This window comes from Micromonospora jinlongensis, assembly GCF_013410645.1.
Classification (GTDB): Bacteria; Actinomycetota; Actinomycetes; order Mycobacteriales; family Micromonosporaceae; genus Micromonospora; species Micromonospora zamorensis.
Window position 1 is genome coordinate 716711 of the sequence record NZ_JACCHK010000001.1, and the last position, 23776, is coordinate 740486.

Consider the following 23776-nt stretch of genomic DNA (forward strand, 5'->3'; position numbering starts at 1 on the left):
TTCCCAGGGCTGGTCAGGGCTGGTTGGGGCGCTGGCGGGCGAAGGCGTCGGCCTTGCCCCAGCGGCCGGGGATGTCCAGGAGCGCGATCCGCCCGAAGGCGGCCGGTAGCGCGGGGGCCACGGCCAGGTGGTCCTCGTGCGGATCGAGGCCGAGCATGGTCCGGATGAGCAGCATGCACGCTCCGCTGGACCACGCCTGCGGGCTGCCGGCGGTCGGGTACCGGACCGGGTACCGGGTGGTGTCGCGGTCGAACCCGCCGAAGGCCTCGGGCAGCCGACCCTCGAAGTAGGTGGCGGCGGAGAGGATGCTCTCGGCGATGCGGCCCGCCTCGGTGGTGAACCCGTACCGGCGCAGACCCCAGGCGATGAACGAGTTGTCGAACGGCCAGACCGTCCCGTTGTGATAGCCGAGTGGGTTGTAACGGCCCTGCCCGTCGGCGAAGGTACGCACGCCCCAACCGGAGAAGAGTCTCGGACCCATCAGGTGCTCGACCACCCGCGGGGCCCGCTCGGGCGGCACGATCCCGCTCCACAACAGGTGCCCGATGTTGGACGACAGGCTGTCGACGGGAGTGCCGTCGTGATCGAGCGCGAGGGCGTAGTAGCCGCGGTCCTCCAACCAGAAGTCCCGGTTGAAGCGGTCGTACAGCGCCGCCGCCTCACGCTCCAGTTGGTCGGCGAACTCGGGGTCACCCCAGACGGTACGGGCCAGCCGCGCTCCCCGGATCTTGGCGTCGTAGGCGTACCCCTGGGTTTCGCAGGTGGCCCTCGGGAAGCCCGGCAGCCGCCCGTCGGCGTAGGAGATGCTGTCCCAGGAGTCCTTCCAGCACTGGTTGTCCAGGCCGGTGGCGCGGTTGCGTCGCTGGTACCAGATGTAGCCGGTGGAGGTCAGGTCCGCGTACTGGTCGATCCACGCCAGGGCCGCTCGCGCCTCCTGCTCCAACTCGGTCACCAGCGCCGTGTCGCCGCTCCACCGCTCGTACTCGTCGAGCAGCACGACGAACAGGGGTGAGGCGTCCACCGTGCCGTAGTAGGGGGAGTGCGGCTGCTCCTCGAACGCGGCCGACTCCCCGTAGCGCAGCTCGTGCAGGATCCGGCCGGGGTCCTCCTCCAGCACGTCATCGGTGCGGGCGCCCTGGAGCGACGCGAGGATCCGTAGCGTCGGTGGGGTCAACGAGGGGGTGACGGCCAGGGTCTGCAGGCAGGTCAGCAGGCTGTCGCGGCCGAACAGGGTCATGAACCAGGGCAACCCGGCCGCGGGTACGGCGGCGCCGCTGAGCGAGAGCGGTGCGAAGCGCAGCGCCGCCAGGTCCACCAGGCTGCGGTGGTACACCTGCTGGAGGGCGACGCTGTCGGTGTCCAGCGTCGGGGCCGCCTCGACCCAGGCCCGCAGGCTGGTGGGCAGTGTGGAGTCGTCCGGCCGCAGAGCCCGCAGAGCCGAGCGCAGGTCGACGCCGTCCGGACGCAGCGCCCGCATGTCAGCCTGCAACTGCGTCGACCACTGCTCGCCGGGGCGCAGTCGGACCCGGAAGCGGATGCCATCCGGGTCGAACTCGGCCGGCTCACTCGCCGACACGACCACCTCACGTTGGTAGGTGCCGCGCCGGTAGCCCAGGCGCAACTCGTTCGGGCCCACGTGGGTGTAGTGCGTGCCGACCTTCTCACCGACGTCGAACTTGATCTCGAAGATGTCGGCGAAGTCGGCTGCCACCTCGAGCCGTACGTCGAGGTCGGTGTCCCGCTCGCCGTAGTTGAAGATCGTCAGCGATTCGGTCAGGTCCGGGCCGATGCGCCGGCGCCGGATGGCCGACACGTCGGCCTGCACGTAGTCGACCGCCGCGCCCGGCACCACGAAGAACGAGACCTCGTAGTACTGGCTGTCGTCCACCGACAGCGCGGTCATGCACTCGCCGTTGACGAAGAGCATCCAGCGGGACAGGAAGCGGGTGTCGGCGGCGAACAGCCCGACCGGCGTGGCGGGGGAGGACTCCACATCGCCACTGGAGTCGGACACCATGAAGGTGTTCCCGTCGATGCACGCCACGGTGCCCGCGATGTCCCTCATCGGTCACCTGCCGCTGTCGGGGTCGTCGCGCTGAAGCGGCCCCGCCTCGCGGGGGAAGAGCCGCCCGAGCCGCAGTGCCAGGCCGAGGTCACCGTCGACCAGGATGTCGCCGCGGGTGATCGCCGCCAGGCCGTTCACCTCACCTCGCGCCATCGCGTCCGCTACCCGCGCGGACACCTGGATCACGGTGGTGGCGGGACCACCGCTTCTCGTCACCCGCATCCGGCCATGATCGATGACTAGGAGCCACTGCTCCAGGTGGCCTCCGTCCCCGATGTCGAACCGCACGCTCCCACAGACCTTGCTGAACCGCGGGTCCTGGCCCGCAACGGTCAACCGCTCGAAGAAGGCGCTGGTCGCCGTCATCCCACCTCCCCGACCGCCGGTAGCAGCGGATGCCGGCTACCCGCTGCGGGTCACTGTTAACTCCGGGCGGCACGCCGTTTTTCAGGGTTTGAGCGCGAAGCGGGTCCAGGTGGTCGCGTCCGTGGTGACGATCAGATGGTCCGGCTCCGACCCGTCGTCGCGGCCGAAGAGCCAGGCGTACCCGGGTGTCACACTGATCGACCCGACAGCCGGGCCGTACTCCCGCGCGACCGTGAAGCGCCGCCCGTCGTCCCGGCTGACCAGGAGCCGCGCGAGCCGCTTGGGCTCGGTGCCCCCGTCGGAGGTGATCGCGAGCAGGGAGCCGTCCCACCCCACCGTGAGCTCCCACGTCTGCTGCGGCAGGTCGGCGCCGGTGTCCGTCCAGGTCTTCGCGCCGTCCGTGGTGCGCAGCAGCCGCATCCCGCCGCTCGTCGTCCGCGGTTCCGCCAGCGCGTACCCCTCCCGGTCGTCGAGCCCGACCACCGCGACCACGTTCGCGTCGTCGCCCGCGTCCCAGGTGGTCCAGGTCGCGCCTCCGTCCGCGCTGCGGGCGACGTTCGACCCCGAGACGCCTCCCATCCGGTACACCGCCCAGATGGCGCCGTCGGCAGCCGGGTAGAGGCTGTACAGGTGACGCCACGAGGGTGCCGTGGTGAGGCGGTACACGGTCCCGTTCGACGGATCCACCGCGAGTGGTTCGGACAGTGGCTCGCAACCGAACCCGCAGAAGACCGGCCGGGCCGTCTCCGGAAACCTGGGTACGGCGACGATCGCGGAGTTTCCGTCCCGCCAGGTGCGACCGTAGTCGGTGGAGAGACGGAGCAGCCCGACGTCGCTCACCAGGTAGGACCGGTCACTGAGCACGGCGACCTCGACGGGACCGGACGGTGTCGCGGTGCGGGAACTGGCCACACACCTGGCGCCCTGGAACCGGGCCGCGTCCCAGTCCGACCAGGTCCGGCCGCGGTCGCCGGTGTACGCGAAGCGCACGACGCAGCCGTCCTCGGACACGTCGACGTCGACCCCCGACTCGGGCCCGGTCAGCGTGAAGTCGTCCCCGTGCACGGGCGACGGTTGCGCGGGGACCACCGGGTCGGCCCCGTCCGCCCCCGCCACCAGCGGTACGACCGCCAGCCCGGCCAGTGCGACCAGTGCGGCCGCCACCATCGCGACCGACCGGTGCCGGCGGGACCGGGCGGTGGACCGCAGCGCGTCGAAGGGCGGTGGCGACACGGCCTCGGTGAGGGTGTCCACGTCGAACCCGGAGAACTCACGACCGGACATCGATCCTCCCGGTTTCCGTAGCGTCGGTGGCGCACTTGGTGCCAGTGCCAGTGCCAGTGCTGGTGCCGGTGGCGTCGGAGGTGTCGGTGTCGGCGAGCAGCGCCGCCAGGGCGACCCGGCCCCGCGACAGCCGGGACTTCACCGTCCCGGACGAGACGCCCAGCGTGGCCGCGACCTCGTCCACCGGCAGGTCGACGAGGTAGTGCAGAGCCAGGGCGTGCCGCTGCCCCTCCGGCAGCACACGCAGGGCGGCGAGCAGGGCGAGGTGCTCCGGGGAGTGGTCGGCGACAGCCGGCGGTGGGCCGATGCGGCGCAGCAGCCCGTCGAGCACCCGGCGGCGCCGGTACCGGCTGCGGGCCCAGTTCACCGCGACCCGGCGCAACCACGCCTCCGGGTTCTCCAGCGCGGCGAAGCGCCGGGGGGACACCAGCGCCCGGGTGAACGCCTCCTGGACCGCTTCCTGCGCCTCGGTCAGGTCGCCGGTCACCGCGTACAGCTGGACCACCAGGCGTCGGAAACAGCCGGCGTACAGCTCGGAGATCAGATCGCCGTCGGACACCGTCACCCCCCTTCTCCACCACTCCCACCAACGGGCCGGGAAGAAGGTTCCGGTGGCCGGCCAGAATATGTGGCCCGGTGATATTCGGCTGTCGGCGCGGCACGCGTACCGCTCAGAATGTCCGCCATGGCGAGAGAGCACGTGCTGGCGAAGGTCGAGGCCGACCTGCGGCGGGGGCACGTCCACCCCGCGATGCAGCGCCTGGCGAGTCTGAACGCCGCGTACCCCGACGACCTGGAGCTGCGCGCCCGGCGTGCCGCGCTGTACCGGCAGGTGGGCAACGTGGCCGAGGCCGGGCGGTGGGGGTTCCTCACCGAGGACGCCAGCGCGCAGGAGATCGCCGCGTTCGAGCGGTCCTACCCGGGTGCCTGGCAACGTGTGCGCCTGCTGACGGTGACCGCCGATCCCACCGACCGGCTCGGGCCGGTGGCGGGTGCGCGGCTCGGCCGGCTGGTCGAGCAGGCCGAGCGGGAAGGCCCCGCCCCGGTCACCTGGACCGAGGCCGGCCCCCGGCCGGCGGAGCGCAGCTCGTGGCAGGACGAGCTGGGCTGCCTGGTGGCAGCGGTGATCGGGCTGGTCCTGGTGGCGCTCACCGTCGTCGGCCTGATCACCGTGCTCCGCTGGGCGTGGTAGGCCGGCAGGTCTGTCGTGGCAGGAGCATCCGCACACGCTCCTCACATCGGGCGTTCTGCCCCGAACCGGGCGCGCGCGTCACGGCTACGGCATAGCGTCACGGGGGCGGGACCACCGCCGCTCCGCCGGCCGACCGGCGGTCACGTCCACCGGAAGGGACCAGGCATGACCCGTATCGACACTGTGCTCCTGCCCGAACTGGACGGGCCGGTGCCGGCGACGCTGCCGAGCGCCCTCGGCCTGCTGAGCCTGGCGCTGGGCGTGGGGGCCCTGGTCGCGCCCGGACCCATTGCGCGACTGACCGGGGTGGACGACTCCCCGTCCGCGCGGGCCGTGCTTCCGGCCGTCGGCCTCCGGGAGTTGGGCAGCGCCGCCGGCCTGCTCAGCGGCCGCCGCCCCGCTGGCTGGGCCTGGAGCCGGGTGGCCGGCGACGCCATGGACCTGACCCTGCTCGGACGGGCCCTCGCGGACCGCAGCGGCGAACGACGCCGCCGGGTCGCGCTGAGCACCCTCGCGATCGCCGGCATCACCGCCGTCGACGTGCTCTCCGCCGTACGGATCGGGCAGGCCCAACGGGCCCGGGCCCGGATGATCCGGATGGAGATCGCCGTGACCGTCAACCGTTCACCCGCCGAGGCGTACCGGTTCTGGCGGGACATGGAGAACCTGCCCCGGTTCATGGCGCACCTGGAGTCCGTACGCGCCGACGACCTGCGCCGCTCGCACTGGATCGCCCGCGGCCCGGCCGGTCACCGCGTCGAGTGGGACGCCGAGATCATCGACGACCAGCCGAACAAGTCGATCACCTGGCGTTCGCTGCCGGGCACCCGGGTGCCCAACGCCGGGCGGGTCCGGTTCGTGCCCGCACCCGGTGACCGGGGCACCGAGGTCCGGGTCGAGCTGCGTTACGCGCCACCGGCCGGCGCGCTCGGGCGGGTGGTGGCGAAGCTCTTCGGCGAGGAGCCCGAGCAGCAGGTCCGCGACGACCTGCGCCGCTTCAAGCAGGTGCTGGAGACCGGCGAGGTGGTCCGCTCCGAGGGCAGCCCCAACGGCATCTCCGTACGCCAGCAGGCGATGCAGCGTCCCGCCCAGCCGCTGCCGACGTCGCGCCGCTGACCGCCCACGCATCCGAAAGGGACTGACCATGAAGGCCACCGCCTGGATGGGCACCGACAGCGTCAAGGTGATCGACGTGCCCGACCCGAAGATCATGAACGCCCGGGACGCGATCGTCCGGATCACCACCACCGCGATCTGCGGCTCTGACCTGCACCTCTACCACGGCTACATCCCCGCGATGCGCAAGGGCGACATCCTCGGCCACGAGTTCATGGGCGAGGTCGTCGAGGTGGGCCCGCAGGTCCGCAACCTCAAGCCGGGCGACCGGGTGGTGGTGCCGTTCCCGATCGCCTGCGGGCACTGCTCGTCCTGCCAGCGCGGCCTCTACTCGGTCTGCGAGAACTCCAACCCCAACGCCGGCATCGCCGAGAAGATCATGGGGCACTCGCCGGCCGGCATCTTCGGCTACTCCCACCTGCTCGGCGGCTACGCCGGCGGTCAGGCCGAGTACGCCCGGGTGCCGTTCGCCGACATCGGCCCACTGAAGGTGCCCGACGAGATCCCCGACGACCAGGCGGTCATGCTCGCCGACGTGTTCCCGACCGGCTACATGGGCGCCGAGATGTGCGACATCAAACCCGGCCAGGTGATCGCGATCTGGGGCGCCGGGCCGGTCGGGTTGTTGGCCGCGGCCAGTGCCCGGCTGCTCGGCGCGGAGCGGGTGATCGTCATCGACCGGTTCCCGTACCGGTTGCGGAAGGCCGAGGAGCACACCGGCGCCGAGACGATCAACTACGAAGAGACGGACGTGCTGGACACCCTCAACGAGATGACCGCCGGCCGGGGACCGGACGCGTGCATCGACGCGGTCGGTCTGGAAGGCCACCACGGCAACGCCGCCATGTACGCGTACGACCGGGCGAAGCAGGTCGCGAAGGTCGAGACGGAACGGCCGTTCGCCCTGCGCCAGGCGATCCTCGCCTGCCGCTCGGGTGGGGTGGTGTCGGTCGTCGGCGCGTACGGCGGCTTCGTCGACAAGTTCCCGATGGGCGCGTTCATGAACCGCTCACTGATCATGCGGACCGGTCAGTGCCACGTCCAGCGCTACACCCGGCCGCTGCTGGAGCGCATCCAGCGCGGCGAGATCGACCCGAGCTTCATCGTCAGCCACCGCATGCCGCTGCGCGACGCCCCGAAGGGCTACAAGATCTTCCAGAAGAAGCAGGACGACTGTACGAAGGTGCTGCTCAAGGCCTGACCGGGCGGCAGGTCCGCCGGCGGGGGAGTGCTTCGCGCACTGCCTTTGGAGCTGATGTCGCAGACGATTCAGCTCTACAGGAGCCGACCACCGGCTCGGCCACCGCCGCAGGTCGCTCTGCGGGCAGGCGGCGCAAGCTCCGGGAGCGTTCCCGTTGCCCGGCAGCTAGCGTGTCGTCATGGAGAGTGGTGACACCTCGGTGCCGGTCCCAGTCGATCTCGCCGTCCGGCTGCGGCCGGTGGCTGAGCCCGACCTGGCGATATTCCGGCGGTTCTGCACCGAGCCGGGCCTGATCGGGTTAAACTGGGCCGGCTTCCGGGATGCTGGGGCGCCTGCGCGGCGGTTCGCCGTCGACGGCTACCTCGGTGAGGACGACGGGCGGCTCGTCGTCGAGGTCGAACAGGAACGGGCTGCCGCCGGCCTCGTCAGCTACCGCGCCGGACGTTACGCGGGACGGGCGTCGTACTGGGAGATCGGCATCGTCCTGCTGCCGTCGTGGCGCGGTCGGGGCATCGGCTGGCGCGCGCAGGCGTTGCTCTGCGACTACCTCTTCCAGCACAGCCCGGCGCAGCGCATCCAGGCCGGTACGCACCCGGAGAACGTCGCCGAGCAACGGGCGCTGGAGAAGGCCGGTTTCCAGCTTGAGGGCGTCGTACGGGCCAGCGAGTTTCGGGCTGGCCAGTGGCGCGACGGCTACCTGTACAGCCGGTTGCGCGACGACCCGTCCCCCTGGGACCCGACGCCGCAGGTCTGAGCGACGACTAGCGCGGGCGGACTCCCGGCTCCACCGTGCCGTAACCGCCGCGGGCGGCGAAGACGGCACGGATTCCCGGGTCGGTGAGCGCGGCGTTCAGATCGGCCAGCCGCTGCGCGTCGGTGCCGGCCAGGTAGCCGTACCTGGTGAAGACGTGCCTGCCCAGCTCGACCTCCAGGCCCCAGCTGCGCAGGATCTCGATGCCGCGGGCCATGTTCGTGGGGTTGGGCGTGCTGCCGGGCGACACGACCCGGTCACCGGGTGCCAGCACCGGTGCCCGGTCCGCGCGCGGCCCGTTTGTCGGCAGGGAGCGTGGGAACTCGCCCCGTTCGTCCGCAGGCAGGCCTGACGGCATGTCGAGGAGACCGAAGGAGCGGAGCATGGAGTACGAGCAGATGATCGCCACGGTACGACAGCGCGCTGGCCTCGGTGAGAACGAGGCAGTGCGGTCCGTGCAGGCCGTCCTGTCGGTGCTCGGTGAACGGCTCGCCGGACGGGAGGCCGACAACCTGGCGGCACAGCTACCGGAGCGGTTGAGCGGGTCCGTCACTCGCAATCCGGAGGGCCGCCGGTGGGATGTCAGCGAGTTCCTGAAGAACGTCGGGGACCGCGAGCAGGTCACGAACGCGGACCATGTGCGTCAACACGCCCAGGCGGTGCTGCGTACCGTCGCCGAGGCGCTGAATGACGACGAGCGACACGACCTGCTCGCCCAGCTTCCCGGCGGCATCATCGACCTCTTCGGTGTTCCCACCCCGCGAGGCTGAGCCCCGCGCGGATCGGGCCACCCGGGGCGCTCACGGGATCGGCCACTCGTGCACCGGCCGGTTGCTGTGCATCAGGTCCACGTAGTGGCGGACCACCTCGCGCAGCGCCTCCGGCCGGTCCAGGTGGTCGGCGGACTCCAGTCGGTGCAGCGTCTCCACCTGCCAGGTCGCGCCGTTGCGGCTGGTCAGGCAGCGCTGCTCGATGATGCCGAGCAGACGGTCGCGCTCGGCCGGGTCGAGGCCCCACCGGTCCAGACCGTGATGCGCCATCGGCAACAACCGGCGCAGCACCAGCTCGGTCACCGGCAGGTAGCCGAGGCCGGGCCAGAACACCTGCGCGTCGATGCCGTGCCGGGCGCAGCTGGTGAAGTTTTCCTCGGCGGCGCTGAACGACATCTGTGACCACAGTGGCCGATCCGATTCGGCGAGGGCGCGGACCAGTCCGAAGTAGAAGGCGCCGTTGGCGATGGTGTCCAGCACGGTCGGGCCGGCGGGCAGCACCCGGTTTTCCACCCGCAGGTGCGGTCGGCCGCGCGACACGTCGTACACCGGGCGGTTCCACCGGTAGACGGTGCCGTTGTGCAGGCGCAACTCGGCGAGGCTGGGCACCTCGCCGGCCGCGAGGGCCTGCGTCGGGTCCTCCGGGTCGCAGACCGGCAGCAGCGCCGGAAAATATCGCACGTTCTCCTCGAACAGGTCGAACACGTTGGTGATCCAACGTTCGCCGAACCAGACCCTGGGGCGTACCCCCTGGGCTTTGATCTCTTCCGACCGGGTGTCGGTCGCCTGCTGAAACAGCGGGATGCGGGTCTCGCGCCACAGCTCCCGGCCGAAGAACAGCGGCGAGTTCGCGCCGACCGCGACCTGGATGCCGGCGATCGCCTGGGCGGCGTTCCAGTAGTCGGCGAACTGGGCCGGGCTGACCTGCAGGTGGAACTGGGTGCTGGTGCAGGCCGCCTCGGGGGTGATCGTGTCGGCGGTGACGGCCAGCCGCTCCACGCCGCTGATGGCGATCGGCAGATCCTCACCGCGGGCCGCGAAGATCTGCTCGTTGAGCAGCTTGTAGCGGGGGTTGGCCGAGAGCGTCTCAGCGGTCAGGTGCTCCGGGCGCAGTGTCGGCAGAATGCCGATCATGACCATGTGGGCGCCGATCGCCCGGGCCTTCACCTCGGCGGCGTTGAGGCTGGCCCGCACGTACTCCTCGAAGTCGGCGGTGCCGGTGCCGGCCAGCCGGCGCGGCGGCACGTTGATCTCGACGTTGAACTGGCCCAACTCGGTCTGGAAGCTCGGATCGGCGATGGCCGCCAGCACGTCGGCGTTGCGCATCGCCGGATTCGACGCCTCGTCGACGAGGTTCAGCTCAATCTCCACGCCGGTCAGGGGCCGGTCCACGTCGAAACGAGACTCGCGCAGCATCTCGGCGAAGACGTCCAGGCAGCGGCGGACCTTGTCGCGATAACGGGCCCGGTCTTCTCGACTGAAGGTTCGTACGCCGACGTCCTCGCCCATGGTCACCACCTTGTCACCGCTGGTCCCCCCTAACCTCGCACGTCCTCGGCGGGCGGGGAAAGACCCGATGGTCCCTTCCTACCCACCTGCCCGCCCTGATAGCCCAGTCAGGCCGCCCCGTTAGCATTACGGCCCTGAGAGGTGGTGGCGTGCGGATGCGCGAGAAGGTGACCCGGTTGTTCGTCGCGGCGGCGATCGCCGAGGCCTGCTCCTGGCTGGCCCTGCTGGTCGGCATGCTGGTCAAGTACGGCCCGCCGGACAACCAGCTGGGTGTCAAGATCTTCGGGCCGATCCATGGCGGCCTCTTCGTCGCGTACGTCCTGCTGGTGCTGGCCGTGGCCCGGCTGCGCCGGTGGAGCCTGCTGGCCACGGCGGTGGCTCTGGCCAGCGCGGTGCCGCCGTTCGCCACCCTGGCCTTCGAGCGTTGGGCCCGCCGCCGGGGGATGCTCGGCGTCGACCGCCAACCGGCCCGCGAGCCCGCCCCGGTCGGCTGACCCGCCGGCCGCCTGCCTGAGCGGTCAGGTCAGCGCGGAGCAGGCCACGACGCCGGCCAGCAGCAGCGCGCCCAGGAACGCCTGCAACAGCAGCGGCGGCCCGAGGTGCGACCAGAGCGTCGCGGTACGCGGGGTCAGCAGCTGCCCCGTGGTGAGGTTGACGATCCGCTCGATGCGGGGCGGCAGCTCCGGGTCCCGCTGCGGGCGCAGGGTGAGCTGCACCTGGTCCGCCGGGTGCAGGGCGCTCTGCGGCAGGTGACCGTGCAGCTCCACCTCGCAGAGCTGCCCCGCGGTGTTACGCAGTCGCACCGGCGTGACCAGATATTCCGGACCCTGCTTCAACTCCTTCCAGCGCCGGCGGGTGCCGCCACCGCCGAAGGAGAAGAGCGAGCGCAGCAGCAGGGCGGGCAGCCGCGCGAACGCCGCCGCCGCGAGCACCGCCACCAGCACCGGTTGCCCGATGCGCACCTCGCGCGTGTAGCCGTCGAGCAGGCGGATCAACCGCCCGGTGACGATGCGCTCCGTCGGGTGCACGATCCGTCGGGTTTCGAGTCCGCTGTCCATTCCCACCACCGAGAGTCCGCATGTGTTCACAGATCGTATCGACGTCCTCGGTTGAACGACGTGAATGAAACCTGGTCACGGGCTCACGGCCACGAGGTGACATCCCGGGCGACCCGGGTAAGCGGGGGGCCGAGCTGGAAAGGGGTCGAGCATGCAGCTGTCCTTCCTGCGCCCGCTCTACGACCGTCCCGGGCCGTGGTGCTCGGTGTATCTGGACGCCTCCGCAAACACGGAGGACGCCCATCCCGCACTGGACCTGCGCTGGCGCGCCCTGGAGCGTCGGCTCATGGAACAGGGAGCCGACGAGGCGAGCATCGCCGCGCTGGACCGGGTGATCCGTGGCCACGACCCGATGGTGGGCGAATACGGCCTGGCCGTCTTCGCCAGTCACGGCCGGGTGGTGCTCTCCGAGTACCTGTCCGCGCCACCACTGCGCGACCTGGCCAGTTACGCGCCGCTTCCGCACGTGATGCCGTTGCTCGCCCAGCGGGGCGAACAGGTGGCGTGGGTGCGGGTGCTGGCCGACCGGATCGGCGCGGACGCCATCGCGATCAGCGCCGGAGGAGTGCCCCGGCGGGCCCACGTCGTCGGTCGGGAGACCTTCCCGCTGCGCAAACCACAGCCCGGCGGCTGGTCCCAGGACATCTACCAGAAGGCCGCCATGGAGGCCTGGCACCGCAACGCCGGCGACGTCACCGCGGCGACCGTGCAGCTGGCCGAGAAGGTCGGCGCGGAGGTGGTGGTGATCGCCGGGGACGTCCGGGCCACGGGGATGATCGCCGCCCAGATGCCCGAGCGCTGGCAGGACCTCATGGTGCGCACCGACGCGGGCTCGCGGGCGGAAGGCGCCGACCAGACGATGCTGGACGACCTCACCGTGCAGACCATCGCGGAGGTCGCCGATCAACGGATCAGCGCCGCGCTGGACAGGTTCGGTGTGCAGGAGGACGTGGGCGGCGGGCTCGACGCGGTCGTCTCGGCCCTGCAACGCAACCAGGTGGACACGATGATCATCGTGGACGACCCGTCGGCCAACGGCGAGCTGTGGATCGGCGCCGAGCCGACCGAGATCGCCGTCGACCCGGGGCAGTTGGCCTCGATGTCGGTGACCGACCCGCAGCGGGTACGCGCCGACGCGGCACTCGTCCGGGCACTCGTCGGCACCGACGCGGCGCTGACCGTGCTGGGCCCCGAGGAGGCACCCGAGCTCACAGACGGCGTCGGCGCGGTGCTGCGCTACGTCGACCCCAGCACACCGGGGCGCGAGAATGGCTGAGCGGCGGGTCGCGGATCTGGTGGTGGAGCGGCTCCTGGCCTGGCGGGTGCCCCGCGCCTTCGGGTATCCGGGTGAGGCGATCGCCCCGCTGATCGAGGCGTTGGACCGCACCGGCGGTGAGCCGGCGTTCATCCCGGCGCGGCACGAGGAAACCGCCTCGTTCATGGCCACCGGGCACGCCAAGTTCACCGGCGGTATCGGGGTCTGCCTCGCCACCCAGGGGCCCAGCGCCGTCCAGCTGCTCAACGGCCTCTACGACGCCAAGCTGGACAGCAAGCCGGTGGTGGCGATCGTCGGGGAGGACATCTCCGGGCCGCTCGGCGGCGCCCACCAGGAGATCGGTCTGAGTCGCCTCTTCGGCGACGTGTGCAACCAGTTCGTCCGCTACGGCCGCAGCCCCGAGGACGTGGGGGCGCTGCTGGACCAGGCGTTCCGGACGGCGGCGGCGACCCGCAGCCCGACCTGCGTCGTGCTGCCCCGGCAGTTGCAGGAAGCCGTGGTGCCCGACCTGCAGACGTACGCCGCCGGGGTGATCACGGCGACCCCGGGTGAGCCGCTGGCCCGGGTGCTGCCCCACGAGGTGGACCTCGACGCCGCCGCCCAACTGCTCGGCGGCGGCCAGCGCGTCGCGATTCTGGTGGGCCAGGGCGGTCGGGACGCGGCCCCCGAGATCATCGAGATCGCCGACCGGCTCGGCGCCGGGGTGGCCACCTCACTGCTGGGCAAGCCGGTCCTCGACGAGCGGTTGCCGTTTCACACCGGGGTGCTCGGCGAGGTCGGCACCCCGGCGGCGGCCGAGCTGATGGGTGGCTGCGACACGCTGCTGATGGTCGGCACCAACGACCCGTGGACCGACTACTTCCCGATGCCCGAGCAGGCCCGCACGGTGCAGATCGACATCGACGGCCGCCGGATCGGCACCCGCTACCCGGCCGACGTGCCGCTGGTCGGTGACGCCGCCGAAACACTGCGGGCGCTGCTGACCCGCCTGCGCGGCCGGCCCGAGCAGCAGTGGCGCGCCACCGTGGAGAGCTCGGTGGACCGGTGGCGGGAGGTCGCCGCCGAGCGGGTCGCCGCACCCGCCGACCCGGTCAACCCGCAACTCGTCCTCCAGGAGCTGTCCGCCCGGATGCCAGGCAGCGGCGCGGTCGCTGTCGACGTCGGCTCGGTCCTCTACTGGTACGCCCGGCACCTCACCCTGCCACCCGGGGTGAAAGCCCACCTGTGCGGCACGCTCGGCTCGATGGGCTGCGCTCTGCCGTACGCGGTGGCCGCCAAGCTCGCCGCCCCCGACCAACCGGTGATCGCGCTGGTCGGCGACGGGGCGATGCAGCTCAACGGGCTCGCCGAGCTGATCACCGTGTCGCACCACTGGCAGCAGTGGCGAGACCCCCGGCTGGTGGTGCTGGTGCTCAACAACCGCGACCAGAACGGCATGGGTGGCGGGCGGGAGCCGTCGACCGACCCGACCCGCCGCCGACCCGACGTGCCGTACGCCGGTTGGGCCCGGCTGCTCGGGCTGCACGGGGTGCGGGTGGACCGCCCGGAGCTGGTCGGCGCGGCCTGGGACGAGGCCCTCGCGGCGGACCGTCCCTGCGTACTGGAGGCGGTTGTCGACCCGGCGGTGTCGTTGGCGCCGCCGGAACCGGCGTTCGCCGACCTACGCGGTCTGTACGCCGAAGGCGCTCCCGCCCGGAAGGTTCGGGAGCAGGTGACGCTCACCGCGAACGCCGACGACCTCGTTTAGCCGCCCTGGGCCAGGGCATCAGAAGCGGCCCAACGATGCTGGAGGTCCCATGTCCGAGACCGCTGACCGCCGCTACGGCCCGGCGATCCTGCCGCGGCCGCGCGGCCCGCTCTCCGCGGCGGTGGTCGAGGCTCTGCGGCGCCCGCCGCACGACCTGCCGACCGGTCTCGGCGTCGACCTCGACCCGGCGGATCCGATCACCGATGAGGACCTGCAACTGACCCTGTTCCTCTGCTACGAGCTGCACTACCGGGGCTGGCTCGGGGTGGACGACTCGTGGGAGTGGCAGCCGACGTTGCTCGCGCTGCGCGCCCGCTGCGAACGGGTCTTCGAGGCGGCACTGCGCCGGTTGGTCGGGACGCCGACGGTGCCCGCCGCCGGGGTGGCGGCCGGCCTGACCGAGCTGGTCGCGGCCGACGACGGGCCGCCGCTGGCCGCGACGCTGCAACGGCGCGCCGACCTCACCCAGTTCCGCGAGTTCGTCGTCCACCGTTCCATCTACCACCTGCGTGAGGCGGACCCGCACAGCTGGGCGCTGCCCCGCCTCGGTGGCCCGGCCAAGGCCGCGCTCGTGGAGATCCAGACCGACGAGTACGGCAACGGCCAGCTGGACCGGATGCACGCCGAGCTGTTCCGCCGCACCCTCGACCGGCTGGGGCTGGACACCGCGTACGCCGCTCACCTGGACGCCGTGCCGGCGGTGACCCTGGCGACCAACAACCTGATGTCGCTCTTCGGCCTGCACCGACGGCTGCGCGGCGCGCTGCTCGGGCACCTGGCCGCGTTCGAGATGACGTCCTCGCTGCCGAACCGCCGCTACGGCAACGGGCTACGCCGCCTCGGTTTCGACGAGGTCGCCACCCGCTTCTACGACGAGCACGTCGAGGCCGACGCGGTGCACGAGCAGATCGCCGCGCACGACATGTGCGGCGGCCTGGTCCGTGTCGAGCCGACCCTCGCCCCCGACGTGCTCTTCGGCGCGGCGGCCGGACTCGCGGTGGACCGGTTGTTCGCCGCGCACCTGTTGGACAGCTGGGCCGCCGGCCGCAGCTCGCTGCGGCCACCCGCTCCGCCGACCGTGCCACCGACCGTCTCGCTTGTCGCGTCGCCCGCGGTTGCCCCGCCGGCCCCGTCCGCGCTCGTCTGATCCGAAGGGCTCGTCACACCCGGGAAGCCGACGGATCACGCCAACCCGTGTGGGCCTGCGAGAGCGCCGGCCGTTGGGCGGGGGCTTGCCGTGCGGGTGGCTCCCTTTGCTCTGCACCCGCCCACGCGCCACGCACGCTCCGTAACCGTCGCGTGGACGGGTGCAGAGCAAAGGTGGCGTGCTTCCTCTGGTGTGGCCCGTCCGCGCGCTCTCGCTGCGTGACGTGGCGACGTGCGGTCACCCCTGGCGGGTGGTGCCCGCGCGGAAGTTGATCGCCTTGTGGGTGCCGTCGCAGAAGGGCTTGAGCGCCGACTTGCCGCACCGGCACAACGCCACAGTGCCCCGGCGCGCGTCGATGCGCTCGCCGTCCGGGGTGACCAGCTCGAAGTCGCCGCGGACCAGCAGCGGGCCGTCCTCGTACGGGGTGATCGTGGCGGCGGCTGGCTCGCTGGTGTCGTCGGTGCGCATGGCCCCGGAAGTGCCCGCCCTGGCCCGGGCGAAACCCGGGCCGTCCTTCGGCCGTCCTCAGGGTGACGGCCGAGATCGACTCGGGTTTGCCGAAACCGCGGTATCCCGTCGACTCGGACACCCCGATGTCAGGAAATCCGAGTCGATCACCGTCCATGTCCCGGCAGGTGGGAGAAGGCGGTTGCCGGCCCGCTCCCGTCGATCGTCGCCGAACGCCGAGGATGACCGGGGCACCCCGCCGACCGGCGGAATGTGCCGCCGGGTGGGTGATGCCCCGTTTGAACCCCATCGGGACGGGAAGCCGGGCCGCGTGGTGAGCGAACGAGGCAAGGTGGGCCCGGTGCACAAGGTGCACAAGGGGCTGACGGCCGATGGCGCCGGTATGGCCGGCGACCGGGTCGTGGCCGCGGGCAGCGCCGCCCGGGTCCTGGTCGCCGCCACCGCCCGGGCGCTGCGCGGGGTGGACTGCGCCGACCTCGGCCAGACCGGGCCGACGTCGCGGTTCCCCGGTGCGCCCGAGCCGGTACGCCGTGCCGCGGTCACCCGCGCCGCCGGTCGGGTCGCGCTGACCGTGGCCCAGGCCGACGAGGTGGACGCCGCCCGGGTGGCCCGCTGGTTCGTCGACCAGTACCCCCGCCGGCGCTACCCGGGAGTGCTGATCGGCTCCCCGCACGGCGGTGCGGCACACCTCGCGGTGGCCCTCGGCGTGCCGCTGCTGCCGGCCGGCTTCGACATGATCGTGCACTGGTCCGACGGAGCGGTGGACCGCCCGGCGGCCGCCCTGGAGCACGGCGCGACACTCGCCGCCCGACTGCTCGCCGGGAACGCCGACCTGCACCTGCGGCAGGTGCACTGCCCGGCCAGCCGTGGCGCGCTGGCCGGCGCGACAGTGGCGCTGACCGCCGCGTGGAGGGCCCTGCCGGCCGCGTACGCGCAGTTCCTGGCCGACCGCCTGCTCCCCGGCGCCCCGGTGCTGCTGGTCCACGACGCGCGCACCTGGCCGGTCCTGGAGCGCGGCGCCGGACACAGCTTCCAGGTCGGCTGCCCGGCCAGCGGGCTGGACCCGGTGGACTTCCACCCGGACAGCCACGCGCTGCGGCAGGTCCTGCGCTCCGTCGGCGGCAGCGTGGCCCGGTGGGAGCCCCCGGAGGTGTCCGTACCGGCGGGTCACGCCGAGCACGGCGTCGACCCGGGCTTCGAGACGGCCGCGCGGGACTGGTCGGCACGCCACGAGCACCCGCTGCACCGGGTGCTGGTGCCCCGACCGGCGGCGTTGAGCGCGGGGGTCGCCGACCTGTACCGGCGGTGGCTGCGCGGCGCCGGTAAGACCGGTGACCGGTTGGTGGTGGAATGCGGCCGGCTGCTCGACCCGTGGCAGGTGGTGCGGGCGGGGCTGGTGCCGTACTGGTGCGAGAACGCCACCCGGCGCACCGTCGACGAGGCCGAGTGGTGGCTGGCCGGCAGCGAGGCGTTCAGCTCGGTGGACGTGTTGCCCGAGCCGCCCGGGATGCGCTCGCCCGCACTGGCGGGGCTGCCCCAGTGGCTGGCCGTGGCCGGGTTCGGGCGACGACGTCGGGCGTTGGACCGGACGAGCGCCCGCGGGTACCCGGTGACCTCCGTGCCCACCCGCCGGGCCACCGAGGTCATGCGTGCCCAGCCGTACGACCTGCCCGTGCCGCCCCCGCTGGGGGCCGCCGAGGCCCTCGCCGTGCTCCGCGACAGCGGCGGCCACCAGGGGTTGCTGGTCTCCTGAGACGGAGGACGCCGAAACATCCTCGCGAACCCTGGGTCCCGTGATTGAGTACCTACGGAGCGGGAACATCGCTGGCTGCGACGGCCTGATTGCGCTGCGTAGAGGCGGTGTCGCCCGCTGGCATCCCAGTCACTGACCCACTTTTCCGGCCCGGTGCGTGGCTCGACCACGCGCACGACCGGTTTCCCGATCCGGGCGGGGGACCTTCCTGAGGGAGGCGCGGATGTTCGGACAGACGAGTACGACCACGACCACACCACCACCCACCGATCGAGGTCTGGAGGATCTCGACGCGGCGGCACTGGCGTACGCGGCCCGGATCGAAGGGCTGCCGCCGGAGCGGCGGGGAGAGGCCCGGGACGACCTGGTGCGCTTCGCGTTGCCCTTCGCCGGGCGCCTGGCCCGCCGGTACCGGGGTCGTGGAGAGCCGCTGGAGGACCTGGAGCAGGTGGCCCGGCTGGGGCTGGTCAACGCCGTCGACCGGTATGACCCGGAACGGGGCTCCTTCACCGCGTACGCCGCGATCACCATCGTGGGCGAGATCAAACGACACTTCCGGGACCGGACCTGGGGCGTGCACGTGCCCCGCCGGCTGCGCGACCTCATCCTCGAGGTGGGGCAGGCCACCGCGGCGTTGACCAGCGAGTTGTCCCGGGCCCCGTCGGTGGCCGAGCTGTCGGCCCGACTGGAGACCCCGCAGGCGGAGATCCTCGCCGCGCTGGAGTCGGCGGCCGGCTACAGCCCCGCCTCACTCAACGCCCCGGTGGGCGGGGAGAGCTCCGCGGAGTTCGGGGACCTCGTCGGCGAGTCGGACAACGCGCTCGAATCCGTCGACGACCGGGTCACGGTGAGCGGCCTGCTGCACCGGCTCCCCTGGCGTGAGCGGCGCATCCTGGCGATGCGGTTCTACGGCAACCAGACCCAGGCGGAGATCGCCGCCCGGTTCGGCATCTCGCAGATGCACGTGTCCCGGCTGCTGTCGCGGGCGCTCACCTGGCTGCGCCAGGCGATGCTCGCCGACGCGCCGCCACCGTGGCAGAACGGCGCCGCCGAGCCCGACCCGGGCAAGACCCGGATCTCGGTCAAGCAGAACGGCGACCGGGTGGTCGTCGAGGTCGGCGGCGAGATCGACCGCGACGGCGCGGACCAGCTGCGCCGGGCCATGCTGGAGGCGGTCACCGGCCAGCCCAGCGAGGTGGTCGTCGACCTGGTCGGCGCTGGTGGTTTCGACGCCGGCGGAATCGCCGCGCTGATGGCCGGACGGGACGCGGCGGAGCGGACCGGGGTGCCGTTGCGGCTGACCCGGGTGCAGCCCGCGGTGCGCCGCTCGCTCACCGCCGCCGGCCTGGCGCCGGCCCGGGACTGACCGCACACGTACGGGCGAAGGGCCGACACCCGGCGGGTGTCGGCCCTTCTCTGCGCGTACCCCTGGTCAGTGCTCCTCGGGGTTGCCGTCGCTGTGCGGGTGGCGCCAGCGTTCGTGCGGCTTCGGCGCGTCGTCGGCGTCCTTGGGCGGGTCGCTCTCCTCGAAGCTGGGCCGACGGACACCCTCGGGTTCCGGCACGTCCACCGGTCGGGCACCGGAACGCGGCGCCGGCTGGTAGTCGGTTGCGTCGCGGGCACCGTGCGCGCCCTCGGCCGACGGCGACTCCGGGGCGTGGTGTTCCATCCGCAGTTCGTCGGCGAACTGCTGCGGCGGCTTGGTGGTGCGCTGCGGCAGGTCCCGGCCCAGGTCGGCGACGAGCGGGCCGTACTTCAGGTCGAAGGCGGGGCGCTCAGACCGGATCCGGGGCATCCGGTCGAAGTTGCGCAGCGGCGGCGGGCAGCTGGTGGCCCACTCCAACGAGTTGCCGAAGCCCCACGGGTCGTCCACCGTCACCACCGCCCCGTACCGCCAGGACTTCCACGCGTTGTAGATGAAGAACAGGGTGGACGCGCCGAGGATGAACGAGAAGATCGTGGAGATGGTGTTCAGGGTGGTGAAGCCGTCGGTGGGCAGGTAGTCGGCGTACCGGCGGGGCATGCCCTCGTTGCCCAGCCAGTGGTGCACGAGGAAGGTGCCGTGGAAGCCGATGAACATGGTCCAGAAGTGCAACTTGCCGAGCCGCTCGTCGAGCAGTCGCCCGGTCATCTTGGGCCACCAGAAGTAGTAGCCGCCGAAGAGGGCGAAGACCACGGTGCCGAACACCACGTAGTGGAAGTGCGCCACCACGAAGTAGCTGTCGTGGGTGTGCCAGTCGACCGGCGGGCTGGCCAGCAGGACGCCGGTGAGGCCGCCGAGCAGGAACGTGACGAGGAAGCCGATGGCGAACAGCATCGGTGTCTCGAAGGTGAGCTGCCCCTTCCACATGGTGCCGATCCAGTTGAAGAACTTCACGCCGGTGGGCACCGCGATCAGGTAGCTCAGGATGCTGAAGAACGGCAGGAGCACCTGCCCGGTGGCGAACATGTGGTGCGCCCAGACCGTCATGGACAGCACGGTGATCGCGATGGTGGCGAGCACCAGCCCGGTGTAGCCGAAGATCGGCTTGCGGGAGAAGACCGGGATGATCTCGGTGATGATGCCGAAGAACGGCAACGCGATGATGTACACCTCGGGATGGCCGAAGAACCAGAACAGGTGCTGCCAGAGCATCGGGCCGCCGGTGGCCGCGTCGTACACGTGGGCGTTGAGCAACCGGTCCGCGGAGAGCGCCAGCAGTGCGGCGGCCAGCAGCGGGAAGACGAGGATCACCAGCACACTGGTGAACAGCATGTTCCAGGTGAAGATCGGCATCCGGAACATGGTCATGCCGGGGGCGCGCAGGGTCAGGATCGTGGTGATCAGGTTGACCGCGCCGAGGATGGTGCCGAGCCCGGAGACGACCAGGCCGAGCACCCACATGTTCGCGCCCACCCCGGGGGAGTTCTCGTAGCTGCTCAGTGGCGTGTACGCCGTCCAGCCGAAGTCGGCGGAACCCTGGGGTGTGAGGAAGCCGCCGACGACCATCAGCCCGCCGAACAGGTACAACCAGTAGGCGAGGGCGTTGAGGCGGGGGAACGACACGTCCGGCGCGCCGATCTGGATCGGCACGATGTAGTTGGCGAACCCGAAGGCCGCGGGCGTGGCGAACAGCAGCAGCATCACCGCGCCGTGCGAGGTGAAGAGCTGGTTGTACTGCTCCGGGGACAGGAACTGCATCCCCGGGCGGGCCAGTTCGGCCCGCATCACCATCGCCTCCAGGCCGGCCAGGACGAAGAAGCCGAAGGAGGTCAGCAGATACAGCAGGCCGATTTGCTTGTGGTCGGTGGTGGCGAGGAACTTGATTAACGAGTTGCCGGGGACCGGTGCGCGTACCGCTCCGGGGAAGCCCCCGAAACGGGCCGGAGCCAGGATCGCCGGGCCCCGATCTCGACCGGGTTCCGTGGTTACCCGCTTGGGCATGGTTGCTCACCCCGTCGTGACGGCAGAAAGGACGGGCGTGCCTACCCGACCCTCTCCCCATGTAACCAGCCCAGAGCGGTAATTTCGGTCAGATCGCCAGTACCGGCGCACCCCACCGCCATCGCTCAGGTCGCGGGCAGCATCGCCCAGACGGCCTTGCCCTGACCGGCCCGCACGCTGCCCCACCGCTGCGCCAGCTCGCGGACCAGCAGCAACCCCCGCCCGCCCTCGGCGTGCAGGTCCGTCCCGCCCTCCCGGGCCTGCGCGCTGCTGCCGTCCACGACCGCCAGGTGCAGATACGGCCGGCGCAGGGTCACCGTCACCTGCATCGGCGTGCCGGCGTGCCGGACCACGTTGCCGACCAGCTCGCTGAGCACCAGCGCGGCCGGGCCGGACGCGTCGGGCAGATTCCACCGCGTACACGCGTCGGTGACCAGCTCCCGAGCGCGTCGGCAGGCCTCGGCCACCGGCTCCAGCCGGGCCCGCATCCGCAACGTGGCCCCCGCCACGCGCGTCGCCTCCGCGCAGTCCGGGGACACCGGGACCACCCGGCACGTGGACGACTCGGACAGCCAACGCGCGGCGACCGGCGACGGGGCACAGAGCACCACCGGCACGGCCGGCCACTCCTCGGCCCGACGAGCCGTCGCGGCGAAGACGGACAGCGCCAGCCTGTCCTTGACATCGACCTCGGCCAGGTCGACCACCAGCGCGTCCGGCTGGTCGACCAGCGCGTCGCTGAGCGCGCGGTGCACCGACCGCATGGTGCCCAGGTCCAGGGCGCCGGTGAGTCGGACGACCGCCACCGGTGCCGTGGTGCACACCTCGCAGGTGATCCGGCTCGACATTGGTGCCCTCGATTCGCTCCGGGGTCGGGATCTCCCCACTACCCGGGGTGGAAGCGGATCAAACGGGCCCGGCGCCGAGGGCGAGGCAGGTCACCGGCGGGGTCGCCCGGTCAGCAGACCCAACGCGATCATGCCGATGCCCAGGCCCAGGTGCAGCCAGTCGTCGGCGTCGTTCACCGGTAGGACGTTCGCCCCGGTGTCGTGGTCCACCGCCAGTCCGTACAGCCAGAGCACCAGGTAGACGGCGCCGCCGCCGACCAGGAACGTCCGCGCGCCGGTCACCGTCCGTGCCAGCACCAGCCCCGCCACCCCGAACGCCAGGTGCACCAGGTTGTGCAGCACCGACACCTGGAAGACGCCGAACAGGAAGGCGCCCGAGCCGTGGCCGGCGAAGCGCAGGTCGTCCATGCCGCTGGTGATCCCCGGCACGAAGCCGAGCACACCGATCAGCAGGAACAGCACCCCGACCGTCGCCGCCGCGCGCCGGACCAGCGGCTTGCCGTCGGCGGGGTTGGGTCGGGCCCGGGAGTGGGCCATCGGTCCGACCATTCCCGGCTCCTCGCTGCGCGGCGGGCATGAGCGCTGCCGCCTACCCGCTGCCGCCGCCGACAAACCACCGCCCAGTCACCGTCGCGCTGACGTTCAGGCCGGCAGCAGCCTCGGCGCGCTGGACAGCTGGCGGACCCGCTCGTACAGCTCGACGTAGCGCTGGGCCATCACCGCCGGAGTGAACCGCTGCGCGGCCACCCGCCGGCACTCGTCGGGATCGAGCAGGTCGCTGGCGACCACGAGGTCGCCCAGCTCCTCCTCGTCGGTGGTGAGCAGCCCGGTGCGGCCGTGCTCGATCAGCTCCGGCAGGCAGCCCCGGGCGGTCGCCACCACCGGCGTGCCCAGGGCGAGCGACTCGACCACCGCCGTGCCACCGGGCTCCTCCCAGCGCAACGGGAACAGCGACGCGCGGGCGCTGGCGAGCAGGTCGTCCCGCTCCTGACCGGCCACGGTGCCGATCCAGCGGACCAGGTCACCGTCGACGTGCGGCGCCACCTCGTCGAGGAAGAACCGCACGTCCGGGTTCTGCCGGGCCTCATCGCCCGCGGCGGCCAGATCGGCCGGCCGATGGTACGGACCGACCGGCCCCGCCAGGACCAGCGGGAACCCGACCCGGTGTGCCAGCCGGGCACCCACGTCCTGCCCCTTGCCCGGGTTGATCCGGCCGAGGATGAGCAGATGTTCGCCCTTCTCCGGTCGGGGCCGCCGGTCGGCCTGCACGGCGAGCGGGGTGGACAGGTGCACGTGCCCCACCGAGTGCTCCCGCAACGCGAGCGGGGCGCGGGCCAGCTGCGACGCGGAGACACCGTTGACCCGGACCCGGTCACCACCGTCCAGGCCGCCGTAGAGCGCGGGGTGCTTGGCCAGGTCCCAGTGCAGGGTGTGCAGGGTCGGCGGGCCGGCGGGACCCATCGCGGCGAGAGTGGCCAGGCCGACCGCCTCCACGTGGTCGTGCACCAGGTCGATGTCGTCGCGGGAGTGCAGCTCCCGGACCACACCGGCCAGGTGCGCCTGGGCGATTCCGCAGACCTGGTTGTACGGCCGTTGCAACGCCGCGAACTGCCCGTCGTCGAAGACCGACATCTGCTCGTCCACGGGCAGGGTGCTGCTGCCCACCGAGGCGAGCACCACCCGGACGCCGAGTCGCCGCAGCTCCGGCACCAGCGTGGCGATCACGTTCTCGATACCGCCGTAACCGGGCGGCGGCACGGACAGCCACGGACCGGCGTTCATCAACACGGTGAGGCTCATC

General features: G+C 72.0%; 23 protein-coding genes. 11 read left to right on the forward strand and 12 right to left on the reverse strand.

The genetic code is table 11. The features are described from left to right. Window positions 1-13: 13 nt before the first annotated feature. From HNR22_RS02655 to HNR22_RS02670, 4 genes are all read right to left on the reverse strand, one after another. Complete coding sequence (locus tag HNR22_RS02655; protein WP_218906140.1) at window positions 14-2065, reverse strand: amylo-alpha-1,6-glucosidase; 2052 nt, start codon at window positions 2063-2065, stop codon at window positions 14-16. Between the two features lie 3 nt (window positions 2066-2068). After that, on the reverse strand, window positions 2069-2431 hold the full coding sequence (locus HNR22_RS02660) for an SCP2 sterol-binding domain-containing protein (RefSeq protein ID WP_179778886.1): 363 nt from the start codon (window positions 2429-2431) through the stop codon (window positions 2069-2071). Window positions 2432-2512: 81 nt separating this feature from the next. Next, the gene (locus HNR22_RS02665) at window positions 2513-3715 is read right to left on the reverse strand and encodes a WD40/YVTN/BNR-like repeat-containing protein (protein ID WP_179778888.1); all 1203 of its coding nucleotides are present in this window, start codon (window positions 3713-3715) and stop codon (window positions 2513-2515) included. Next, entirely contained in the window at window positions 3702-4274 is a 573-nt protein-coding gene (locus tag HNR22_RS02670; RefSeq protein WP_179778890.1) for a sigma-70 family RNA polymerase sigma factor, read from the reverse strand. Before HNR22_RS02670 ends, HNR22_RS02665 begins: the two co-directional genes overlap by 14 nt. 126 nt (window positions 4275-4400) lie before the next feature. On the opposite strand from HNR22_RS02670, the gene HNR22_RS02675 reads away from it, so the two are divergent. From HNR22_RS02675 to HNR22_RS02690, 4 genes are all read left to right on the forward strand, one after another. Further along, entirely contained in the window at window positions 4401-4907 is a 507-nt protein-coding gene (locus HNR22_RS02675; RefSeq protein ID WP_179778892.1) for a DUF6584 family protein, read from the forward strand. Window positions 4908-5072: 165 nt separating this feature from the next. Then, window positions 5073-6023 (forward strand): SRPBCC family protein, encoded by a 951-nt coding sequence (locus HNR22_RS02680; RefSeq protein WP_179778895.1) that lies wholly within the window; start codon window positions 5073-5075, stop codon window positions 6021-6023. 28 nt (window positions 6024-6051) lie between these two features. After that, window positions 6052-7224, forward strand: a complete 1173-nt coding sequence (locus HNR22_RS02685; protein WP_179778896.1) for a zinc-dependent alcohol dehydrogenase — start codon at window positions 6052-6054, stop codon at window positions 7222-7224. 178 nt (window positions 7225-7402) lie between these two features. Continuing rightward, a complete protein-coding gene (locus HNR22_RS02690) occupies window positions 7403-7978 on the forward strand; it encodes a GNAT family N-acetyltransferase (protein ID WP_179778898.1) in 576 nt (191 codons plus the stop codon). Window positions 7979-7985: 7 nt separating this feature from the next. Here the strand turns inward: HNR22_RS02690 and HNR22_RS02695 are convergent, their stop codons facing one another. Next, a complete protein-coding gene (locus HNR22_RS02695) occupies window positions 7986-8360 on the reverse strand; it encodes an LD-carboxypeptidase (protein ID WP_179778900.1) in 375 nt (124 codons plus the stop codon). Here HNR22_RS02695 and HNR22_RS02700 point away from each other — a divergent pair. Then, on the forward strand, window positions 8359-8745 hold the full coding sequence (locus tag HNR22_RS02700; protein ID WP_179778902.1) for a DUF2267 domain-containing protein: 387 nt from the start codon (window positions 8359-8361) through the stop codon (window positions 8743-8745). The genes HNR22_RS02695 and HNR22_RS02700 overlap by 2 nt on opposite strands. 30 nt (window positions 8746-8775) lie before the next feature. Here the strand turns inward: HNR22_RS02700 and HNR22_RS02705 are convergent, their stop codons facing one another. Beyond that, entirely contained in the window at window positions 8776-10254 is a 1479-nt protein-coding gene (locus HNR22_RS02705; RefSeq protein ID WP_179778904.1) for a glutamate-cysteine ligase family protein, read from the reverse strand. Between the two features lie 155 nt (window positions 10255-10409). Between HNR22_RS02705 and HNR22_RS02710 the strand changes: the two genes are divergently transcribed. Next, entirely contained in the window at window positions 10410-10748 is a 339-nt protein-coding gene (locus HNR22_RS02710) for a DUF3817 domain-containing protein (protein WP_179783371.1), read from the forward strand. A 24-nt stretch (window positions 10749-10772) separates the two neighbouring features. Here HNR22_RS02710 and HNR22_RS02715 read toward each other — a convergent pair whose 3' ends face one another. Continuing rightward, window positions 10773-11321, reverse strand: a complete 549-nt coding sequence (locus HNR22_RS02715; protein ID WP_179778906.1) for a hypothetical protein — start codon at window positions 11319-11321, stop codon at window positions 10773-10775. A gap of 142 nt (window positions 11322-11463) precedes the next feature. On the opposite strand from HNR22_RS02715, the gene HNR22_RS02720 reads away from it, so the two are divergent. The 3 genes from HNR22_RS02720 to HNR22_RS02730 are packed head-to-tail and all read left to right on the forward strand — an operon-like array spanning window position 11464 to window position 15482. Next, window positions 11464-12588 carry a baeRF2 domain-containing protein gene (locus tag HNR22_RS02720; protein WP_179778907.1) on the forward strand — a complete coding sequence of 375 codons (1125 nt, stop codon included), beginning with the start codon at window positions 11464-11466 and terminating at the stop codon, window positions 12586-12588. Next, window positions 12581-14335 carry a thiamine pyrophosphate-binding protein gene (locus HNR22_RS02725; RefSeq protein WP_179778909.1) on the forward strand — a complete coding sequence of 585 codons (1755 nt, stop codon included), beginning with the start codon at window positions 12581-12583 and terminating at the stop codon, window positions 14333-14335. The genes HNR22_RS02720 and HNR22_RS02725 overlap by 8 nt, the downstream gene beginning before the upstream one ends. Window positions 14336-14384: 49 nt before the next feature. Beyond that, the gene (locus HNR22_RS02730) at window positions 14385-15482 is read left to right on the forward strand and encodes an iron-containing redox enzyme family protein (RefSeq protein WP_179778911.1); all 1098 of its coding nucleotides are present in this window, start codon (window positions 14385-14387) and stop codon (window positions 15480-15482) included. A 237-nt stretch (window positions 15483-15719) separates the two neighbouring features. Here the strand turns inward: HNR22_RS02730 and HNR22_RS02735 are convergent, their stop codons facing one another. Continuing rightward, window positions 15720-15950: a CDGSH iron-sulfur domain-containing protein gene (locus tag HNR22_RS02735; RefSeq protein WP_179778912.1), complete on the reverse strand. Its 231-nt coding sequence runs from the start codon at window positions 15948-15950 to the stop codon at window positions 15720-15722. 382 nt (window positions 15951-16332) lie between these two features. On the opposite strand from HNR22_RS02735, the gene HNR22_RS02740 reads away from it, so the two are divergent. Both HNR22_RS02740 and HNR22_RS02745 read left to right on the forward strand, forming a co-directional pair. Beyond that, complete coding sequence (locus tag HNR22_RS02740; RefSeq protein ID WP_179783372.1) at window positions 16333-17703, forward strand: hypothetical protein; 1371 nt, start codon at window positions 16333-16335, stop codon at window positions 17701-17703. Between the two features lie 223 nt (window positions 17704-17926). Then, entirely contained in the window at window positions 17927-19069 is a 1143-nt protein-coding gene (locus tag HNR22_RS02745) for a SigB/SigF/SigG family RNA polymerase sigma factor (RefSeq protein WP_141909278.1), read from the forward strand. Between the two features lie 66 nt (window positions 19070-19135). Here HNR22_RS02745 and ctaD read toward each other — a convergent pair whose 3' ends face one another. The 4 genes from ctaD to HNR22_RS02765 all read right to left on the reverse strand — a co-directional run bounded on the left by ctaD (window position 19136) and on the right by HNR22_RS02765 (window position 23775). Continuing rightward, window positions 19136-21127 carry an aa3-type cytochrome oxidase subunit I gene (ctaD, locus tag HNR22_RS02750; protein ID WP_179778914.1) on the reverse strand — a complete coding sequence of 664 codons (1992 nt, stop codon included), beginning with the start codon at window positions 21125-21127 and terminating at the stop codon, window positions 19136-19138. A 125-nt stretch (window positions 21128-21252) separates the two neighbouring features. Beyond that, a complete protein-coding gene (locus tag HNR22_RS02755) occupies window positions 21253-21975 on the reverse strand; it encodes an ATP-binding protein (protein ID WP_179778916.1) in 723 nt (240 codons plus the stop codon). 90 nt (window positions 21976-22065) lie between these two features. Then, on the reverse strand, window positions 22066-22524 hold the full coding sequence (locus HNR22_RS02760; RefSeq protein WP_179778918.1) for a DUF4383 domain-containing protein: 459 nt from the start codon (window positions 22522-22524) through the stop codon (window positions 22066-22068). Between the two features lie 93 nt (window positions 22525-22617). After that, entirely contained in the window at window positions 22618-23775 is a 1158-nt protein-coding gene (locus tag HNR22_RS02765) for a glycosyltransferase (RefSeq protein ID WP_179778920.1), read from the reverse strand. Window position 23776: the final 1 nt, after the last annotated feature.

What these genes read in the sequence shown, in the direction of transcription:
- HNR22_RS02655 (WP_218906140.1), bottom strand. Translation starts at nt 2,065, where the DNA reads ATGAGGGACATCGCGGGCACCGTGGCGTGCATCGACGGGAACACCTTC.
- HNR22_RS02660 (WP_179778886.1), bottom strand. Translation starts at nt 2,431, where the DNA reads ATGACGGCGACCAGCGCCTTCTTCGAGCGGTTGACCGTTGCGGGCCAG.
- HNR22_RS02665 (WP_179778888.1), bottom strand. Translation starts at nt 3,715, where the DNA reads ATGTCCGGTCGTGAGTTCTCCGGGTTCGACGTGGACACCCTCACCGAG.
- HNR22_RS02675 (WP_179778892.1), top strand. Translation starts at nt 4,401, where the DNA reads ATGGCGAGAGAGCACGTGCTGGCGAAGGTCGAGGCCGACCTGCGGCGG.
- HNR22_RS02680 (WP_179778895.1), top strand. Translation starts at nt 5,073, where the DNA reads ATGACCCGTATCGACACTGTGCTCCTGCCCGAACTGGACGGGCCGGTG.
- HNR22_RS02685 (WP_179778896.1), top strand. Translation starts at nt 6,052, where the DNA reads ATGAAGGCCACCGCCTGGATGGGCACCGACAGCGTCAAGGTGATCGAC.
- HNR22_RS02690 (WP_179778898.1), top strand. Translation starts at nt 7,403, where the DNA reads ATGGAGAGTGGTGACACCTCGGTGCCGGTCCCAGTCGATCTCGCCGTC.
- HNR22_RS02700 (WP_179778902.1), top strand. Translation starts at nt 8,359, where the DNA reads ATGGAGTACGAGCAGATGATCGCCACGGTACGACAGCGCGCTGGCCTC.
- HNR22_RS02695 (WP_179778900.1), bottom strand. Translation starts at nt 8,360, where the DNA reads ATGCTCCGCTCCTTCGGTCTCCTCGACATGCCGTCAGGCCTGCCTGCG.
- HNR22_RS02705 (WP_179778904.1), bottom strand. Translation starts at nt 10,254, where the DNA reads ATGGGCGAGGACGTCGGCGTACGAACCTTCAGTCGAGAAGACCGGGCC.
- HNR22_RS02710 (WP_179783371.1), top strand. Translation starts at nt 10,410, where the DNA reads ATGCGCGAGAAGGTGACCCGGTTGTTCGTCGCGGCGGCGATCGCCGAG.
- HNR22_RS02720 (WP_179778907.1), top strand. Translation starts at nt 11,464, where the DNA reads ATGCAGCTGTCCTTCCTGCGCCCGCTCTACGACCGTCCCGGGCCGTGG.
- HNR22_RS02725 (WP_179778909.1), top strand. Translation starts at nt 12,581, where the DNA reads ATGGCTGAGCGGCGGGTCGCGGATCTGGTGGTGGAGCGGCTCCTGGCC.
- HNR22_RS02730 (WP_179778911.1), top strand. Translation starts at nt 14,385, where the DNA reads ATGTCCGAGACCGCTGACCGCCGCTACGGCCCGGCGATCCTGCCGCGG.
- HNR22_RS02735 (WP_179778912.1), bottom strand. Translation starts at nt 15,950, where the DNA reads ATGCGCACCGACGACACCAGCGAGCCAGCCGCCGCCACGATCACCCCG.
- HNR22_RS02740 (WP_179783372.1), top strand. Translation starts at nt 16,333, where the DNA reads ATGGCCGGCGACCGGGTCGTGGCCGCGGGCAGCGCCGCCCGGGTCCTG.
- HNR22_RS02745 (WP_141909278.1), top strand. Translation starts at nt 17,927, where the DNA reads ATGTTCGGACAGACGAGTACGACCACGACCACACCACCACCCACCGAT.
- ctaD (WP_179778914.1), bottom strand. Translation starts at nt 21,127, where the DNA reads ATGCCCAAGCGGGTAACCACGGAACCCGGTCGAGATCGGGGCCCGGCG.
- HNR22_RS02755 (WP_179778916.1), bottom strand. Translation starts at nt 21,975, where the DNA reads ATGTCGAGCCGGATCACCTGCGAGGTGTGCACCACGGCACCGGTGGCG.
- HNR22_RS02760 (WP_179778918.1), bottom strand. Translation starts at nt 22,524, where the DNA reads ATGGTCGGACCGATGGCCCACTCCCGGGCCCGACCCAACCCCGCCGAC.
- HNR22_RS02765 (WP_179778920.1), bottom strand. Translation starts at nt 23,775, where the DNA reads ATGAGCCTCACCGTGTTGATGAACGCCGGTCCGTGGCTGTCCGTGCCG.